The sequence below is a fragment of the Planococcus lenghuensis genome (assembly GCF_001999905.1).
GTDB classification, from domain to species: domain Bacteria; phylum Bacillota; class Bacilli; order Bacillales_A; family Planococcaceae; genus Indiicoccus; species Indiicoccus lenghuensis.
On the sequence record NZ_CP019640.1, the window covers coordinates 495,241 to 512,500 of the forward strand.

19 protein-coding genes and 3 tRNA genes (1 of these 22 cut by a window edge) are annotated in these 17,260 nt (G+C 48.9%); 21 read left to right on the forward strand and 1 reads right to left on the reverse strand.

All coding sequences use genetic code 11. The annotated features are described in order from the left end of the window. Positions 1–8: 8 nt before the first annotated feature. From B0X71_RS02670 to B0X71_RS02685, 4 genes are all read left to right on the forward strand, one after another. On the forward strand, positions 9–1,373 hold the full coding sequence (locus B0X71_RS02670; protein WP_077588007.1) for a UDP-N-acetylmuramoyl-tripeptide--D-alanyl-D-alanine ligase: 1,365 nt from the start codon (positions 9–11) through the stop codon (positions 1,371–1,373). Between the two features lie 345 nt (positions 1,374–1,718). Next, a complete protein-coding gene (locus tag B0X71_RS02675; protein WP_156889781.1) occupies positions 1,719–3,200 on the forward strand; it encodes a degradosome RNA helicase CshA in 1,482 nt (493 codons plus the stop codon). Positions 3,201–3,963: 763 nt separating this feature from the next. After that, positions 3,964–4,443, forward strand: a complete 480-nt coding sequence (locus tag B0X71_RS02680; protein WP_077588008.1) for a PH domain-containing protein — start codon at positions 3,964–3,966, stop codon at positions 4,441–4,443. 114 nt (positions 4,444–4,557) lie between these two features. Beyond that, positions 4,558–5,925 carry a PH domain-containing protein gene (locus B0X71_RS02685; RefSeq protein WP_232336764.1) on the forward strand — a complete coding sequence of 456 codons (1,368 nt, stop codon included), beginning with the start codon at positions 4,558–4,560 and terminating at the stop codon, positions 5,923–5,925. A 36-nt stretch (positions 5,926–5,961) separates the two neighbouring features. Here B0X71_RS02685 and B0X71_RS02690 read toward each other — a convergent pair whose 3' ends face one another. Then, a complete protein-coding gene (locus B0X71_RS02690; RefSeq protein ID WP_077588009.1) occupies positions 5,962–6,585 on the reverse strand; it encodes a rhomboid family intramembrane serine protease in 624 nt (207 codons plus the stop codon). A gap of 70 nt (positions 6,586–6,655) precedes the next feature. On the opposite strand from B0X71_RS02690, the gene acpS reads away from it, so the two are divergent. The 17 genes from acpS to B0X71_RS02775 all read left to right on the forward strand — a co-directional run. Beyond that, a complete protein-coding gene (gene acpS, locus B0X71_RS02695; RefSeq protein ID WP_077588010.1) occupies positions 6,656–7,021 on the forward strand; it encodes a holo-ACP synthase in 366 nt (121 codons plus the stop codon). 1 nt (position 7,022) lies between these two features. Next, positions 7,023–8,114, forward strand: coding sequence for an alanine racemase (gene alr / locus B0X71_RS02700; protein WP_077588011.1), 1,092 nt, complete (start codon positions 7,023–7,025; stop codon positions 8,112–8,114). A gap of 87 nt (positions 8,115–8,201) precedes the next feature. Then, positions 8,202–8,504: a transcriptional regulator gene (locus tag B0X71_RS02705; RefSeq protein WP_232336765.1), complete on the forward strand. Its 303-nt coding sequence runs from the start codon at positions 8,202–8,204 to the stop codon at positions 8,502–8,504. 4 nt (positions 8,505–8,508) lie between these two features. Then, on the forward strand, positions 8,509–8,859 hold the full coding sequence (locus B0X71_RS02710; RefSeq protein WP_077588013.1) for a type II toxin-antitoxin system PemK/MazF family toxin: 351 nt from the start codon (positions 8,509–8,511) through the stop codon (positions 8,857–8,859). A gap of 183 nt (positions 8,860–9,042) precedes the next feature. Further along, complete coding sequence (locus B0X71_RS02715) at positions 9,043–9,870, forward strand: STAS domain-containing protein (RefSeq protein WP_077588014.1); 828 nt, start codon at positions 9,043–9,045, stop codon at positions 9,868–9,870. Further along, positions 9,867–10,229: an STAS domain-containing protein gene (locus B0X71_RS02720; RefSeq protein WP_077588015.1), complete on the forward strand. Its 363-nt coding sequence runs from the start codon at positions 9,867–9,869 to the stop codon at positions 10,227–10,229. Before B0X71_RS02715 ends, B0X71_RS02720 begins: the two co-directional genes overlap by 4 nt. 3 nt (positions 10,230–10,232) lie before the next feature. Then, a complete protein-coding gene (locus B0X71_RS02725; RefSeq protein WP_077588016.1) occupies positions 10,233–10,634 on the forward strand; it encodes an anti-sigma regulatory factor in 402 nt (133 codons plus the stop codon). Between the two features lie 12 nt (positions 10,635–10,646). Next, the gene (locus B0X71_RS02730; RefSeq protein WP_077588017.1) at positions 10,647–11,648 is read left to right on the forward strand and encodes a PP2C family protein-serine/threonine phosphatase; all 1,002 of its coding nucleotides are present in this window, start codon (positions 10,647–10,649) and stop codon (positions 11,646–11,648) included. A gap of 135 nt (positions 11,649–11,783) precedes the next feature. Next, positions 11,784–12,113: an STAS domain-containing protein gene (locus B0X71_RS02735; RefSeq protein ID WP_077588018.1), complete on the forward strand. Its 330-nt coding sequence runs from the start codon at positions 11,784–11,786 to the stop codon at positions 12,111–12,113. 2 nt (positions 12,114–12,115) lie between these two features. Continuing rightward, positions 12,116–12,586 (forward strand): anti-sigma B factor RsbW, encoded by a 471-nt coding sequence (rsbW, locus tag B0X71_RS02740; protein ID WP_077588019.1) that lies wholly within the window; start codon positions 12,116–12,118, stop codon positions 12,584–12,586. Further along, entirely contained in the window at positions 12,564–13,346 is a 783-nt protein-coding gene (sigB, locus tag B0X71_RS02745) for an RNA polymerase sigma factor SigB (protein WP_077588020.1), read from the forward strand. The genes rsbW and sigB overlap by 23 nt, the downstream gene beginning before the upstream one ends. Further along, positions 13,347–13,946, forward strand: coding sequence for a PP2C family serine/threonine-protein phosphatase (locus B0X71_RS02750; RefSeq protein WP_077588021.1), 600 nt, complete (start codon positions 13,347–13,349; stop codon positions 13,944–13,946). Positions 13,947–14,078: 132 nt separating this feature from the next. Then, complete coding sequence (locus tag B0X71_RS02755; protein ID WP_077588022.1) at positions 14,079–16,220, forward strand: Tex family protein; 2,142 nt, start codon at positions 14,079–14,081, stop codon at positions 16,218–16,220. Between the two features lie 25 nt (positions 16,221–16,245). Continuing rightward, on the forward strand, positions 16,246–16,698 hold the full coding sequence (locus B0X71_RS02760; protein ID WP_077588023.1) for a SprT family protein: 453 nt from the start codon (positions 16,246–16,248) through the stop codon (positions 16,696–16,698). 89 nt (positions 16,699–16,787) lie between these two features. Beyond that, positions 16,788–16,862: transfer RNA gene (locus tag B0X71_RS02765), tRNA-Asn, on the forward strand. A gap of 6 nt (positions 16,863–16,868) precedes the next feature. Next, a tRNA-Glu gene (locus tag B0X71_RS02770) sits at positions 16,869–16,943 on the forward strand. 270 nt (positions 16,944–17,213) lie between these two features. Beyond that, positions 17,214–17,260 (forward strand) — tRNA-Met (locus B0X71_RS02775); it runs 30 nt beyond the window's last position.

The following is a 17,260-nucleotide window of genomic DNA, read 5'->3' on the forward strand; positions in this document are numbered from 1 at the left end:
GAGGGCCTATGAATAAATCAGTTCAGCAAGTGGCCGACTGGCTTGGTATTGAAACACAGCAATGGAAAGATATCCGGATCAAGGGTGTTTCGATCAATACTCGGACACTGAAACCAGGTGAGCTGTTCATCCCGTTCCGCGGAGAACACGTGAACGGACACCGGTTCGTCCGGCAGGCGATCGAGCTTGGAGCTGGCGCATCACTTTGGCAGCGGGATGAACCGGATCCGCCGCAAGGCCTGCCGTTACTGTTCGTGGATGACTGTGAAAAAGCATTGCAGCAAATGGCACGGGCTTACCGGCAGGAGCTTAAAGGGACGATCGTTGGTATTACCGGGTCGAACGGCAAGACATCAACAAAAGATTTAGTGGCAAGCGTATTGGCGCCTTATTTCAAAGTGGAGAAAACACAGGGAAACCTGAACAATCAGCTTGGTCTGCCGCTGACGATCCTGTCTTTGGATGAAGAAGTGGAATTTGCGATTCTGGAAATGGGAATGAGCGCATTCGGTGAAATTGAATTCCTGTCCGAATTGGCACGTCCCGATTATGCGATCATCACTAATATCGGAGAAGCGCACATGCAGGATCTCGGATCCCGTGAAGGAATCGCGCGGGCTAAATTCGAAATTACTGCGGGGCTGTCCCGGCAGGGGAAACTGTTTTATGACGGAGATGAGCCGCTGCTGCAGCCTTATGTTGAAAATTGGACCCAGGCTGTTTCATTCGGATTTGGCGATGACAACGAACTGACCATCACCTCTGTGGAGGCGACGGAAAACGGCAGTGAATTTTCCGTGAGCGGAGTAATTGACGCAGCTTTCACAATCCCGGTTCTTGGGCGTCATCAGATCAAAAATGCCCTTCCCGCGATTCTGCTGGCACTGGATACGGGACTTGAAGAAGAAGATATCCGCCGTGCACTGAAGAAGGCGACCCTCACGGACATGCGCATGCAGCCGGTCCGTGCAGAAAACGGTACCGTGTTTATCAATGATGCATATAATGCGGCACCGACTTCCATGAAAGCGGCACTGCAGTTTTTAGGGGAAATCAAGATGAAGCCGGAGAAATGGGTGGTGCTCGGCGATATGCTTGAACTTGGCGAACAGGAACGGGCATATCACGAAGAGCTGGCCAGCCAGCTGCCGGAAGGTCTTCGGGGGGTACTGCTGTACGGCCCGCGGATGAAATGGCTCCATGATGAACTGAAGGAGACATTCAACGGGGAATTAATGTGGAGTGAAGAGGACCTTGAGCCGCTGATAGGTAAACTGGAGTCTGATTTATCGCCGGATTCACTTGTGCTTGTCAAAGGGTCACGGGGAATGGAACTTGAGCGGATTATTGAACCGCTCACAGCAAGTAAGTAAACCGAAACGAAATCGGGGCTTTCAACATTGGGGCGTATTCATTGCATATCCCGCTGATGCATGGTAAACTGTTTGAAGCAATGGATACATTTGAGACGACTCTTCCTTTGAGAAGAGTACTTTTTTTGAGTAAAACGGTTTGCTTAAACCGGGTCTGTCTGATCCGATGAAATCAAACCGCTCGGCAAAGACCGGGCTTTTCCTATTCACATATCCCCTCTGAAGTAAGTTTCAGAGCATGATTTTCGACGTGAAATTTCCTCGTTAAAGGCTCGAACTTGCCGCTATTTCATCTAAAATGTACACCATTCCTAAATAGATGAAGGCAAAGGAGATTGAAAAAATTTGGTAAAATTTTCAGATTTAAATATCAGTGAGGCAACTTTGAAATCCATTCGACGCATGGGGTTTGAAGAAGCAACACCAATTCAGGAAGGGACAATCCGTCTCGGTCTTGAAGGGAACGATATCATCGGACAGGCACAGACAGGGACAGGCAAGACAGCTGCTTTCGGTATTCCGATGATTGAAAAAATCGATACTAAGAGTTCGGATATCCAGGGGCTTATCATTGCGCCGACGCGTGAGCTAGCAATCCAGGTATCTGAAGAGCTGTACAAGCTGGGACGCGACCGCAATGTCCGCATCCTGTCTGTATACGGCGGCCAGGAAATCGGCCGGCAGATCCGTGCACTGAAAAACCGTCCGCATATCATCGTTGGTACACCAGGCCGTATTCAGGATCATATCAACCGCCGTACGCTTAAGCTCGATAACGTTAACACGCTCGTGCTGGATGAAGCGGATGAAATGCTGAACATGGGCTTTATCGACGATATCAAAGCGATTCTGACAAGTGTCCCGGCAGAACGCCAGACACTGCTGTTCTCTGCAACAATGCCGGATGCAATCCGCCGCATTGCAGAACAATTCATGAAGAGTCCGGAAGTCGTTAAAATCAAATCAAAAGAGATGACAGTTGAAAACATCGAGCAGTTCTTTGTCAAAGCACCGGAGCGCGAAAAATTCGATGTGCTTTCCCGCTTGCTGAACATTCAGCAGCCGGAATTGGCAATCGTTTTTGGACGCACAAAGCGCCGGGTGGATGAACTGTCACAAGCGCTGTCACTTCGTGGATACCTTGCTGAAGGAATTCACGGTGACTTGAGCCAGGCAAAACGTTTATCTGTACTGAAGCAATTTAAATCAAACAAAATCGATGTGCTGGTTGCTACTGACGTAGCAGCACGCGGACTTGATATTTCAGGCGTAACACATGTGTATAACTTTGATATCCCGCAGGATCCAGAGAGCTATGTACACCGGATCGGCCGTACCGGCCGTGCAGGTAAAAAAGGTGTAGCGGTCACATTGGTGACACCGCGTGAAATGGGTTACCTCCGCATCGTTGAAGATACGACGAAAAAGCGCATGTTGCCACTTCGTCCACCTTCATCCGATGAAGCGCTTCTCGGTCAGCAGAAACTTGCTGTCGGAACGCTGGAGGAAATGGTCGCAAAAAATAGCCTGGATGATTACCGGGCATTTGCAGAGAATCTGCTTGAAAACCACGAAGCAGTGGACCTGATTGCAGCTGCATTAAAAACAATGACAAGAGAACCGGATGACACGCCAGTCTCCATCTCTGAAGAACGCCCGCTTCCACAGCGCGGCGGAAAAGGCGGCCGCAGCGGTGGCGGCGGCTATAAAGGCAATAAAGGCGGCGGCGGTTACAAAGGCAATAAAGGCGGTCGCAGCGGCGGCTATAAAGGCGGCGGACGTTCCTCTTCTGACAGAGGCGGCAGCCGACCACGCCGTTCTGAATAAGACTGATTGATTTGAAAAGAGTTGGGCGCTTCGGCGCTCAGCTCTTTTCTTTTTGTTTGACTTTGTAATGAACCAATTTGTAATGAACCAAGTTGTAATGAACCAAGTTGTTTTTTTTACCACAAAAAACAGGGATACCAGCAGGAAAGCAGGAGTCAAAGATTTCAGGCTGAGTGAAGGTGCTGGAAGGGTTGAAGCCTCATGCCTTGATAGCTTGGCAACCGCTACATTCTGTTATATTAGCTGAGTGATCTGCTTCCTGTAGGTCTGAGTGCATCCGCCGGATAAATAGCAGCCGGGCTGTCTGAACAGTTCCGTTCATGACCTTTCGGGACTTACCATGGAGGGTGCCTTTGCGCATGATTATTCAATTGGTGCTGCTTTACCCGCGGTGCTTAAAGTGGGCGCGGCGGAATTAAAAGCAGCTCTGCAGAAATGTGTACACGATTTCATTTTTTATCACTATGGAACACAAAAAAACACCATTATATTAAGATGAAATAATGATGTTAACTGATCGACATTCCGCAAAACAGCCGCGCTTTCGGGCCCGCAGGAAAGGCGGAAGCCAAAAGTTCTTTGGCTTCTCTAAGCGTTCGAAGCGGCTTGTAAGGGTTCGTTTTTTAGTTCATCTTATATAGTTTTCGGTGTAAACTTTCTTGTTGTCCGCAATTCAAGTCTTGATTCCGTTAGAATAGAAGAAGGTGAAACTGGTGCCGAGGATGGAACGTATAGACAAGAGACAGCAGGATGGGGGGATAACATGGATAATCAGCCAAAAAACCGGATTTCTCCGGAAGGACTAAAAGTGTGGCGGCTCTATGGGGTGTTTCAGACTGCCCTCGTTGCGCTTATAGCAGCAGGCGCTGCAGTGGGCGTTTATTTCTTTGATGGGCCGCTTTGGGTCTATGCTGTTTGTGCCGCTGTACTGCTGCTTTTTGGTTTTTTCGCGGTATTTCTATTCCCGAAGATCCGCTGGGAACGTTGGCGCTATGAAGTGCGTGAGCAGGAGATTGAATTGCAGCACGGTTTATTTGTCGTTAAACGGACGCTCGTGCCGATGGTGCGTGTGCAACACGTGGATACAGAACAAGGGCCGATTCTCCGCAAGTATGGCTTGGCGGCTATTTCAATTTCCACGGCTGCCACTGTCCACACAGTACCTGCGCTTATAACAGCGGAGGCAGATGAATTACGAAACAAGATCTCAGTTCTAGCAAGGGTGGCGGAAGATGATGTCTGAGACGCGCTATCGCCTTCATCCGATATCAGCGTTCCTGAACTTCCTGAAGGGGTTAAAGGATCTGCTGCTGCCGTTCCTGATTTTATTTGGGGCCAACTTCCTTCAGGGGAAGGGATGCCTGGCGGAGATACCGAGTCGCTGATCACGTATGGAATCGGCGTTCTTGTGCTGATCTTTTTGCTTGTTGCAGGGATTGTTAAATGGAAACGATTTGTTTACTGGTTCGAGGAAGGGGAACTCCGTATTGAATACGGGCTGTTCGTAAAAAAGAAACGTTATATTCCATTCGAACGAATTCAGAGTCTGGACTATACAGAAGGACTGTTTCATCGGCCGCTTGGATTGGTCCGTGTAAAGGTCGAAACAGCCGGAGGAGGCCAGATTGAAGGGGCAGAAGCGGAACTGACGGCTATATCCCGCCGCGATGCTGAGCGGATTGAAGAGGAAATGGAAAGGGTGAAAGCCTATGGCCATTTGTCTGCGGATGAAGCAAAACAGGCGAATGACCCGGCAATTGGACAATCAGAAGAAGTTCGACAGATCTACCGGATTTCCGGACAGGAGCTATTGGTGCTGGCTGCGACATCCGGAGGTATCGGCGTAATACTGTCCGGGATTGCGATTTTCCTGTCCCAATTTTCCGAAGTCATTCCGTACGAGTCCATATACAGTGAAATAATGATCTTCCTTCGCTTTGGCATCCTGATTGTTGCATTGGCTCTATTCGTGGGGTTGTTGCTGATTTGGTTTGTCTCACTCATCTTGACCGTGATGTCCAATTACCGTTTTACCGTGATGGCGAATGAGGAAAACATCATCATTACCCGGGGGCTGCTTGAGAAAAAGCGGGTGACGATTCCATTCAAACGCATTCAAGCAATCCATGTGACTCAAAATCCATTAAGGGAAATTCTCGGCTACACTGCAGTGACAGTTGAAAGCGCCGGCGGAACTGTTTCAGAAATGGGCAATGATAAAATCCGGCTGCTGCCGCTTGTTAAAAAACACGATATGCTGCAGGTGTTGGAGACGTTGTTTCCTGAAATGGAATGGGCACCTGAACTGATGAAAGCGCCGGTGAGGAGTGTTCATTTCTTCTACCGATTCGATTTCATCTGGCTGCTGCCGGCAGCCGGTGTGCTCAGTTACTTCTTTTTTCCGTATGGATTGCTGGCGCTGCTGGCACTTCCGGTCAGTGTGGCGCTTGGTATTTGGCAGCACCGGACAGCGGGCTGGATGACTTCGGATAAACAATTGACACTTCAATTCCGCGCATTCGGGAAGCATACTTTTTACATGCTGAAAAAACGGGTGCAGGCAATCGAAATTAAACAGAGCTGGTTTCAGCGGCGGAAAAATGTTGCTTCCGTCCAGGCGACTGTTAAATCCGGCGCATTCGGTGCAGCGGCACGGGCAGAACACTTGGAACAGCAGGACGCCCATGTAATTCTCCAATGGTTCCGGCCGAAAAAACGAATTTGAGTGCAAAAAAATCAGCCGGAAGATCTCCGGCTGATTTTACTTTACTCTTCTGATTCTGTTTTTCTTCCAGCTGGTAATCCGCTTCGGGTGAAAAAAGCTGAGACCGATCAGGAATCCGGCAATCATTCCTGCGATATGCGCAGTTGCATTCACGTTTGGCGTCAGGAATGTCATAATGACACTGATAACCAGGATCGGCAGCAAAATCTGCCGGAGTTCCGGCAATGCCCGGCCGCCGTAATAAAGAAGTGCGCCATACGCTCCGAATATGCCGAAAATTGCTCCGCTGGCTCCCACATGGGAATAGGCAAGCGGCTGTAAAAAGAACGTGGCTAGCGAGCCGAAAATACCTGCAACCAGATAAATGGTCAAAAACCGGGTTTTTCCGGTCAGCCGTTCCAACTCTGGCCCGAACAGAAACAGTGAGAAGGCGTTGAATAGCAAGTGCATAAAGCCGGCATGCAGGAAGATCGGTGTGATCAGCCGCCACCATTGGCCATCTGCAATGCCCGCATTGTAGCCGATGCCATAGAGAACGATCCAGGAGCCGATACCCGGCAGGTAGCCAAGCAGGAAAACGAGCACATTCAGTGCAATAAGCGTGGATACGACCGGGTACAAGCGGATATACTGGGAAAAACTTTCACGACGAATAAACATACTTGTCACCTCAATTAGTCCATAATCCGTATTATACTGGAACAATCAGCAAATGAAAGGAGAAGATGCTGTGGTTACCGGGATTGGTCTTGATATTGTCGAACTTAAACGCATCCGAGAGCTGAATGGGCGGTCCGCCAAACTGCGGGAACGGGTGCTCACGCCAAGGGAACTGGAAGAATATGCTGCAGTTCCTGTCATCAGACAGGCGGAATTCCTTGCAGGTCGGTTTGCTGCAAAAGAAGCGTTCGCCAAAGCACTTGGGACCGGAATTGGCAGAAGCTGCTCATTTCAGGATATTGAAATTCGGAAAAACACGGAAGGAAAGCCGCATGTCGTGTTCAAACAGCAGGCAATCGGACTCCTTTCCATTACACATACACATGACTATGCAGCAGCTCAGGTGCTGCTGCAGTCTTCGGAAGGCTGGGAATGACATGGGAAAACTGTACAGGCCGACACGGGCAATTATTGAACTTGATGCCATCGCGCACAATCTGGCTATCATTAAAAAAGCGGCCGGTGATGTCCGGATGATTGCAGTTGTGAAAGCGAATGGCTACGGACACGGGGCAGAAGCTGTTGCCAGGCAGGCACTGAAGAGTGGTGCGGCATTGCTGGCTGTCGCAACGCCGGACGAAGCACTTGAATTGCGGGGACAGGGGATTGATGCGGACATCTTAGTGATGGGGGCATCTCCTGTATCGTTCATCCCGGTCGCTGTGGAACATAACGTTATTTTAACAGCTTATTCAGCTGACTGGGTGCGGCAGGCCCGGAATGCTGCATCCGGGGATGTGCGCATCCATTTAAAGGTGGATACCGGCATGGGGCGTCTTGGAATTCAGCCGGAAGAAACGGAAGAAGTGCTTGCTATGCTGAGGCGATCGCCGTTTCATCTTGAAGGAGTGTTCACTCATTTTGCAACAGCAGACGAAGCGGACAGCGATTTACTGAATCGACAGGGAGAACGGTTTACCGCAGTGTTGAAGCATACAGGGACAGGTCTGCTGATCCATGCAGCTAACAGTGCTGCAGCGCTTCTGCACCCGGAATTTGCGTTCAATGCAGTGCGGGCCGGGATTGCCATGTATGGCATTGCGCCCTCGGCCTATGTGGAAAGTGAACTGAAGTCACCGCTTAAACCCGCTATGAGTTTATCTACAGAACTCGTTCATGTGAAAAAATTACCGGCCGGCAGTACGGTAAGCTATGGAGCGACGTATGTGACCGAAAAAGATGAATGGATTGGTACGTTGCCTATAGGCTATGCGGATGGACTGTTGCGGGGGCTGCAGGGGCAGGAAGTGCTGATCCGCGGAAAGCGGGTCCCGATTATCGGGCGAATCTGCATGGACCAATGCATGGTGCGACTGCAGCAGGAGATGCCTGCAGGGGAGCCTGTGCAGCTGCTGGGCGTGCAGGGGGGAGAGCAAATCCGGGCAGAAGAGTGGGCCCGGTGCCTTGAAACAATTCCTTATGAAATTCCATGCATGCTGACTGCCAGAGTGCCCCGATTCCTGCGCTAAAGGGAGCATTTTACCAATTCGTCCTTTTCAAGCACTGTTTCTGATGTTAAGATGAATGCATAGGTTCGATGAATGGGGTTCCGGGAGGTGTCAGCTGTGTACGAGAACGAAAGTGCGAAGACAAAAGAAGTGATTGTGAAGCTGCCAAAAACCATGGTGTCAGAACTGACAGCATGCACATATGAACATGTGGAAGAAGCTGGCGACTACGTTTACGTGTCGACACAACGGGTAAAGAGAACTACTTATGGTTCAAATCACATTCGGGAAGCGATGATCAAGGGCTACGTGGAGATGTCACAGATCAATCTTTCGATTGCCTGTGAGTGTTCTCACGCGGAATACGAAGCGGAGCATAACCTGTCAGTGCGACTCGTAAGCGGAGGGTGACAGCTTGATTGTAAAACGCGGAGACGTTTTTTTTGCAGAGTTATCACCAGTAGTCGGTTCCGAGCAGGGCGGGACCCGGCCTGTTCTGGTTATTCAAAACGATATTGGAAACCGCTTCAGCCCGACAGTCATTGTAGCGGCGATCACAGCACAGATTCAGAAAGCGAAATTGCCGACTCATGTTGAAATCAGCGCGAAAGCGAATGGGTTTGAACGTGACTCGGTCGTTTTGCTTGAACAGATCCGGACCATTGACAAGTCACGGCTGACGGATAAAATTACCCATCTTGATGATGGACTCATGGAAAAAGTGGACGAAGCGCTGGAAGTCAGCGTTGGACTTGTGAAATTTTAGTCTATACATAACTTAAAAATCACCGGGAAACGCACTTTTTCCGGTGATTTTTTCTATGTTTTTAGCATTGCCGGCAAGGAAACCGCAAAAAACGTGAGAAACCGTCAGTTTTCCGATACAATAGAAATATATATAAAGTTTCTTAATCTTATACATACTTACCTGAGGAGGATTTTCAACTAGATGAACGAAAAATTAGCACTGTTTATTAACAGGCATTTAAATGATATTTTGCCCGCATGGCAGGAAGTACTGGAAGCGGATGACCGGGAAGGATCATTTCAGATGCTGGCATCTGAAATGCGCGACCAGACAAGCCGTGAGTTTGCAGAACTGATGCTGACGAACTTATCGGAGAGCCATCAGGCATATGAGCACCGGCTCAATGATTTCTCTGAAAAGGTTGTGCGGCTTGGCTGGTCTATCGTATTTGTCACCCGGGCGATTGATGCGTTTTCCCGAACCGTTTACGCGAAAATGGAAGAAGAGAACTTTATCGGAGAAGATGATATTCGCGATTATATCAATGTCTTCCAAAATTGGATTGGGCCGATGCGCAATAGCATTATCGCAGCATATTCAAAGACATGGGAACGTACCGTGAGTCTACAGAAAATTGCACTGCAGGAACTGTCAGCTTCTCTTATTCCGGTATTTGATAAAATCTCTGTAATGCCGCTCGTCGGTACTATTGACACGGAGCGTGCAAAACTGATTATGGAAAACCTGCTGCAGGGTGTTGTTAAGCACCGTGCGGAAGTGGTACTGTTGGATATTACTGGTGTGCCGGTCGTCGATACGATGGTCGCTCATCACATCATCCAGGCAGCAGACGCAGTTCGTCTCGTCGGTGCAAAATGTATGCTGGTCGGCATCCGGCCGGAAATTGCACAAACGATTGTGACTCTCGGCATCAACCTGAATGATTTCACGACGACGAGCACATTGCAGCGCGGCGTGGAACAGGCGCTCGCGCTTACAGACCGGAAAATCGTGGAGGTGGAAGAATGAATGTACGCATACCGATTTTAAAACTGCGGGATTGTCTGATTGTATCCATTCAATGGGAACTTGATGATCAGACTGCGATTCAGTTTCAGGAAGATTTGCTGACAAAATTGCATGAGACAAGCGCCCGCGGTGTCGTGATTGATCTGACGTCGATTGACTTCATCGATTCATTTATCGCAAAGGTGCTGGGAGATGTAATCAGTATGTCAAGCCTGATGGGAGCGCGTGTAGTAATTACTGGCATCCAGCCGGCTGTTGCAATCACACTGATCGAGCTTGGCATCCGTCTTGAAGATGTCATGACTGCCCTCGATTTAGAAAACGGTCTGGACAAACTTCAACTGGAATTGGAGGGCTAATGCATGAACAATCAGTCCTCAGTGGAAATTTTGACAGAATGGGATATCGTCGCAGCCCGGCAGCTCGGACGTAACGTCGCAAAAGAGCTCGGCTTCGGAACGGTAGATCAGGCGAGAATCACGACAGCCATCAGTGAATTGGCACGCAATATTTATCTTTATGCCGGACAAGGAAAGATCGAAATCCAGCGGGTCACTGAAAAAGGGCTTAATGGGATTATGATCGTTGCAACAGATACAGGACCCGGCATCCCGGACATCCGTAAAGTGATGGAAGACGGATTTTCTACATCCGGCGGATTGGGAGCGGGACTGCCGGGTGTGAAACGCCTGATGGATGATTTTAAAATCGAAACCATTTTGGGGGAAGGAACAGATATCCGAGCAACCAAATGGCTTCGGTAAGGGGGAAGCTGAGTGGTTCAGATCATTGAAAGCCAGTATAAAGAAATTTTAGCCCAATATATTCGGGAACAATCGGAGCAGAATTTATATGCAGGGCAAATCCTGAGCCGCCAGTTCTTGCAGGAAAACGTGCAGCCTGAAGAAGTCATCAGCATGCATAAAGCGGCGCTTGCAGGATTACATGGTGAGTTGCCTGATGAAGTATGGCACTCATTTGACTTGCTTATCGAAATGATGATCAGCTATGGCATGGCTAACCGTGAACGGCAGAGTCTGGTTCAAAAACAGGAAGAGCTCAGAGTCGAAATGGATCTGGCATCACATGTACAGGAAACACTCCTGAAGACGCAGCGTCCGGAAATCGCGGGACTGGATGTCGGGGTGATTTCTGTGCCATCACGTGCGATGAATGGCGATTACATATACTTTGTGTATGATGAGTCAGGATCAGCAGGAGTGGCGGTTGCCGACGTTATTGGAAAAGGCATACCTGCCGCCCTTTGCATGTCCATGATTAAATTCGGACTGGACAGTCTGAATGATGCCGCGGCACATCCAAGTGACGTGCTGGGTGTCATTAATCGGATCGTGGAAAAAAGCATCGATGATTCCATGTTCATCTCAATGTTCTACGGACAGTATAATGCAGAAGATGGAAGGCTGACGTACGGATCAGCCGGTCACGAACCGGCACTCCTGTACCGGGCAGAGACAGACACATTCGAAGAACTGCGGGCAAGAGGACTGTTGCTCGGTGTATCGCCGAAAGCGAAATACGAAGACCGGTCCGTACAATTGCATACAGGCGACCTTGTGATTGCGATGACCGATGGCGTGACAGAAGGGCGGACAGAAGTAGGCTTCATTGACCATGAAGTCATTTTTGATATGGTCCGGCACAAAAAAGACGCCTCGGCACAGGAAATTGCAGAGTACTTGTATGAAGAGCTCAGCCGCATGCAGCAAGCGGAATTGCGGGATGATTTTACCTTGGTCATCTATAAAAAAAGCTGACCTGGTGTTTAGCTTGGCGAGTAGACGGGTATTGTGGTCAACAGTGGATTTTTTCAATGCTATCAGGAAAACCGAAGAACAATGTTGAAGAAATAACCAACCAATATGACTAGTGAAAACAGGGGTGTCGATTAGATGAATATCCAAGTGGAATTGCATGAAGAAAGCGGAAACCTGACAGGAGCAGTGCGCGGAGAAATTGATGCACACACTGCACCTGTTCTGCGGGAACGACTGGAAGCGCACCAAAACCAGAATGGACTGAACGCAGTCATCGATCTTTCAGGAGTGAATTACATGGACAGTACCGGACTCGGTGTGTTCGTGGCATTTTTTAAAGCGTTGAATGCAAAGGACGGTCACGTAAAGCTGGTCGGTCTTTCTGCACGTTTGAAACGTCTGTTTGATATTACCGGCCTTGGGGACATCATGGATATTGAATCAGAAAATAAAGGTGGTAAGTGATTATGCGTCCTTTCGATTATATTGAAATGAGGGTTCCTGCCAAGCCGCAATATGTTGGGGTGGCACGGTTAGCCATTTCCGGACTGGCCAGCCGCATCGGTTTTTCATATGACGATATCGAAGATCTGAAAATCGCATCAAGTGAAGCGGTGACAAACGCTGTACAGCATGCCTATAAGGATGGAGAAGATGGGGAAGTTGTCATCGGATGTGCATTGTATGGCGATAAAATTGAAATCATGGTAGCCGATCATGGCAAGAGTTTCGATTTTGAAGAGACAAAAGCGAAAGTAGGGCCATACCATGACCAGGAAGAAGTATCGTTCCTGCGCGAAGGTGGGTTAGGCCTTTATTTAATAGAGACACTTATGGATGAAGTGAAAGTACACCATCAGGAAGGTGTAACAGTTTTCATGACAAAGCATGTCAAGCGAGAGCAGGTGGAAGAGGATGTCGAAACAATCTCATCCTAATCAGCCGACAAAAGAACAGGTATTGGAATGGATTGAAGCGTATCAGAAAAATGAAGATGAAGAAGCACAGACAAATCTCGTACTGCATTACGAGCGGCTTGTCGAATCGATTGCCCGGAAATATTCCAACGGGAAATCGTATCACGAAGATATCGCCCAGGTAGGCATGCTTGGACTGCTCGGTGCCATTCGCCGGTACGATCCGTCGTTCGGCAGGAGCTTTGAAGCATTCGCAGTGCCAACGATCATCGGGGAAATTAAGCGGTTTCTCCGGGACAAGACATGGGCTATTCACGTGCCGCGGCGAATTAAAGAGCTTGGCCCCCGGATCAAATCCACAGTTGAGCAGCTGACGATTGAATTGCAGCGTTCGCCGCAAGTGTGGGAGATCGCTGAATACCTCGGTGTTGACGAAGATGATGTTTTAGAAGCGATGGAGATGGGCAAGAGCTATCAGGCATTATCAATGGATCACTCGCTTGAAGCGGATTCTGATGGCAGTACTGTGACTTTGTTTGATGTGGTCGGACAGGAAGACAATGGTTATGAAAAAGCAGACCAGCGCATGCTTGTTGCCAACGCGATGAGCATTCTGTCGGAGCGGGAAAAACAGATTATCCAGTACACGTACATTGAGCAGTTGAGCCAGAAAGAAGCGGGTGACCGGCTGGGCATTTCCCAGATGCACGTATCCCGCCTCCAGCGCAAAGCGATCAAAAAACTGCAGGAAGCCATTCTGGCGGCCGGTGGGGTTACATAAGTGGAAGTACTCCGCCACCCATTTGTAGACGTTTGTATCTATAACGCGGCCAAAAAAGGGAATTACGAATCAGGCGATAGTTATTTTACGATTGTCACAGACGATTATTTCGTCTGTTCAGTGGCAGACGGTCTTGGAAATGGACCGGTTGCCCGGCTGGCATCGCAAGTGATTCCGACGATCCTGAAAGAATACCACCATGAAACCGTCGACGACCTGATGTTCCGCTTTAATGAGCAGATGTTTCAAAAACGGGGAGCAGCCGTTGCCGTTTTCAAGGTCTATTTCAAAGAGAAGTACTTTGACTATAGCTGTGTCGGAAATATCCGTTTTTATCTGTACAGACGAAAGACGGATGAACTCGTCTATCCGCTCCCGGTAATGGGTTATCTTTCGGGTCGGCCGCAAAAATTGCGTACCCAGCGATTCCCGTATTCACCGGGTGATCTGTTCCTTGCCCACTCGGATGGAGTGGATTTACGGAGTCCGAAAACGATGATGCGGCGGGCAGGTACACCTGAGCGGCTGTATTATGATATTCATGCGGCAATTGAAACGGGCGATGATGCTACATTCATTACAGGAGGTCTTCTTCAATAGAAGAAGGCTTCTTTTTTTATGGAAAAAAATGGTGCATAGGCTGCTATCGCCATTGAAAGACACTGATTTCCTGTTCATCCGCTTTATTAAACAGGACCTGTGGTAAAATTAAGCCCGAAAGGACGTGGAAATATGGATTCGAAACAGCTACAAGAGGCAGTGGCAAAGGAAACCGGCATTAGTGGTAAGCAAGTCGGACAAGTTATTGCGCTCCTCGCAGACGGCAATACGGTGCCGTTCATTGCCCGATACCGGAAAGAAGCAACCGGGTCGCTTGACGAAGTGCAGATCAAAGCCATCAGTGACCGATATACATATAGACAGAATCTCGAAGCGCGAAAGGACGAAGTGATTCGGCTGATTGAGGAACAGAATCAGCTGACAACTGAACTCCGAAAGGACATTTTAAATGCGGATGTCCTTCAGCGGGTGGAAGACTTATACCGGCCATTCAAGCAGAAACGGCGGACGCGGGCTTCTGCTGCAAAAGAAAAAGGATTGGAACCGCTGGCGGACTGGTTGATGAAAAATCGCGGAGATGCGAACGGCAAAGCGGCTGCATTCATTGGTCCGAAACAGGCGGCAGACGTAGAAGAGGCACTGCAGGGAGCCCGTGACATTCTGGCTGAACGGTTCGCGGATGACGCGGATATTCGGGAGAAGATCCGGGAAGTGACCCGGCGTAATGGGTTGATTCGGAGTGCTTTGAAAAAAGGAAAAGAAGACGAAAAACAGGTTTTTGAAATGTATTATGAGTACGAGGAACGCGTCGCTCGAATCGTTCCGCACCGGGTACTGGCGATGAACCGCGGAGAGAAAGAGGATATTCTGAAAGTGACAATCGAACCGCCGGCAGACACGGTCTTAAAAGTGATGAAAACGAAATGGCTGAAAGGGAACACCCATCCTGAAGTGGAAGCGGCAATTAATGACAGCTATAAGCGGCTTATCCAGCCTGCAGTGGAGCGTGAAATGCGCGGGGAGCTCAGCGAAAAAGCGGAAGAACAGGCAATCCATATCTTTTCTGAGAACCTGCGGAGCTTATTGCTGCAACCGCCGATGAAAAATAAAATGGTGCTGGGGGTCGATCCCGCTTACCGGACCGGCTGTAAGCTGGCCGTAGTGGATGAAACCGGGAAGCTGTTGGAAGTGGCAGTCATTTACCCCCATCCGCCAAAAGCGAACCCGGAAGCTGCCAAAAAGAAACTGACCGAATTGATAAAGAAATATCCGATTGAAATCATGGCGATCGGAAACGGCACCGCTTCCCGCGAGACCGAGCAATTTATCGCTGATTTTATTGGTGAACGGGCGGTTGCTGCATCGTATGTCATCGTCAGCGAAGCGGGCGCAAGTGTATATTCGGCATCTGACGTGGCACGCGGAGAATTCCCGGAATTGCAAGTGGAAGAGCGGAGTGCCGTATCCATTGCCCGCAGGTTGCAGGATCCGCTGGCAGAACTCGTGAAAATCGATCCGAAAGCGGTCGGCGTCGGGCAGTATCAGCATGATGTCTCGCAGAAGAAGTTAGCGGATCAGCTGACGTTTGTTGTGGAAACAGCCGTCAACCAAGTGGGCGTTAATGTAAATTCAGCTTCTTCTTCTTTATTACAATATGTAGCAGGGTTAAATAAAACCGTCGCAGATAATATTATTCACATGCGGAACGAAAACGGCCGCTTCACCTCAAGGCCTCAATTAAAAAAGATTCCTCGTCTGGGCGCCAAGACATATGAACAGGCGATTGGCTTCCTTCGCATTCCGGAAGCGAAGAACCTGTTGGACTCAACAGGTATTCACCCGGAAAGCTACGAACTGGCAGAAACGCTTTTAAAAGAAGCAGGAGCCGACAAAAAAGAAATCGGCACTGAAGGATTGACTGCTAAATTGGCTGCAATCGATTTCCGTGCCGTCAGTGAGAAAACAGGGGCAGGTGCAGTGACGTTGCGCGACATCGTGGAAACACTGAAGCGCCCGGCACGTGATCCGCGAGATAATTTCCCACAACCCCTTCTGAAAAAGGATGTATTAAAAATGGAAGACTTGCTGCCGGGAATGGAATTACAGGGAACTGTGCGTAATGTAGTTGACTTTGGTGCCTTTGTTGATATCGGCGTGAAGCAGGACGGGCTTGTTCATATTTCCAAGCTGAAAAAAGGATTTGTTAAACATCCGCTTGAGGTTGTCTCGACTGGAGACGTGGTAACTGTGTGGGTAGAGAAAGCCGAAAAAGAAAAAGGACGCATTGCGCTGACCATGCTTCAACCCGAATAGCAAACGTAAGAAAGGAAGAAGTAAGGTGACAAACGAAGAACTCACCGCAGTCGTGCAGGGAATTTCAGCCGGGGTTTTTTCCCGGCCGTTTCGGCACGCGGCTTACTTTAATAAGAGACTCAGGACAACAGGCGGCCGGTATATGCTCAGCACTCACGCTATTGAGATCAACCCGGCATCTTATGAGCGATACGGATACAGGGAACTTGAAGGTATTATCAAGCATGAACTGTGCCATTATCATCTTCACCTGGAAGGGAAGGGGTACAAGCACAGAGATGCTGATTTTAAAAAACTATTGAAAGAAACAGATTCACCCCGTTTCTGTCAGCTTCCCACAGAAAGAAAGGGACGCACAGCTGACCGTCAGTATAGATACCAATGCCTCAGTTGCCGAACGAACTATGCGCGGAAAATTCGGATGAGTACAGAAAAATACCGATGCGGCAAGTGTCGCGGAAAACTTCAATTGCTTTAAAAAACTTTTAAAAGAAAATGGCATTTATCTATTGACGATTCCTTTTATGGTCTCTATAATAGAAAAAGTCGATTAGTAATCGATCTTGTTCCGAAGTAGCTCAGTGGTAGAGCAATCGGCTGTTAACCGATCGGTCGTAGGTTCGAATCCTACCTTCGGAGCCATTATCCGGCCCCTTGGTCAAGCGGTTAAGACACCGCCCTTTCACGGCGGTAACACGGGTTCGAATCCCGTAGGGGTCACCATTACTATTTCTGTGTTATACTGAATAAGGTACATAGAATACGCTTGCACTTATAATTAGTGACGCAGCATATCACTACTAATATTATCGCGGGGTGGAGCAAATCGCTGTACGAAGACAGCGATTAACATCGACGGAGGCGGAGCCGAGGAAGATGTAACACGAGTCGTACAAAGACGACGAGTTACACCGAATCAGCAGAGCTGATGCAGGTGTCTATTACTGCAGAGTAACATGCGTAAGTGACGCAACATATCACTACTAATATTATCGCGGGGTGGAGCAGTTCGGTAGCTCGTTGGGCTCATAACCCAAAGG

Coding starts and splice junctions, on each gene's coding strand:
- B0X71_RS02670 (WP_077588007.1), top strand. CDS start 9: ATGAATAAATCAGTTCAGCAAGTGGCCGACTGGCTTGGTATTGAAACA.
- B0X71_RS02680 (WP_077588008.1), top strand. CDS start 3,964: ATGGATAATCAGCCAAAAAACCGGATTTCTCCGGAAGGACTAAAAGTG.
- B0X71_RS02685 (WP_232336764.1), top strand. CDS start 4,558: ATGCCTGGCGGAGATACCGAGTCGCTGATCACGTATGGAATCGGCGTT.
- B0X71_RS02690 (WP_077588009.1), bottom strand. CDS start 6,585: ATGTTTATTCGTCGTGAAAGTTTTTCCCAGTATATCCGCTTGTACCCG.
- alr (WP_077588011.1), top strand. CDS start 7,023: ATGGGAAAACTGTACAGGCCGACACGGGCAATTATTGAACTTGATGCC.
- B0X71_RS02715 (WP_077588014.1), top strand. CDS start 9,043: ATGAACGAAAAATTAGCACTGTTTATTAACAGGCATTTAAATGATATT.
- B0X71_RS02720 (WP_077588015.1), top strand. CDS start 9,867: ATGAATGTACGCATACCGATTTTAAAACTGCGGGATTGTCTGATTGTA.
- B0X71_RS02725 (WP_077588016.1), top strand. CDS start 10,233: ATGAACAATCAGTCCTCAGTGGAAATTTTGACAGAATGGGATATCGTC.
- B0X71_RS02735 (WP_077588018.1), top strand. CDS start 11,784: ATGAATATCCAAGTGGAATTGCATGAAGAAAGCGGAAACCTGACAGGA.
- rsbW (WP_077588019.1), top strand. CDS start 12,116: ATGCGTCCTTTCGATTATATTGAAATGAGGGTTCCTGCCAAGCCGCAA.
- sigB (WP_077588020.1), top strand. CDS start 12,564: ATGTCGAAACAATCTCATCCTAATCAGCCGACAAAAGAACAGGTATTG.
- B0X71_RS02755 (WP_077588022.1), top strand. CDS start 14,079: ATGGATTCGAAACAGCTACAAGAGGCAGTGGCAAAGGAAACCGGCATT.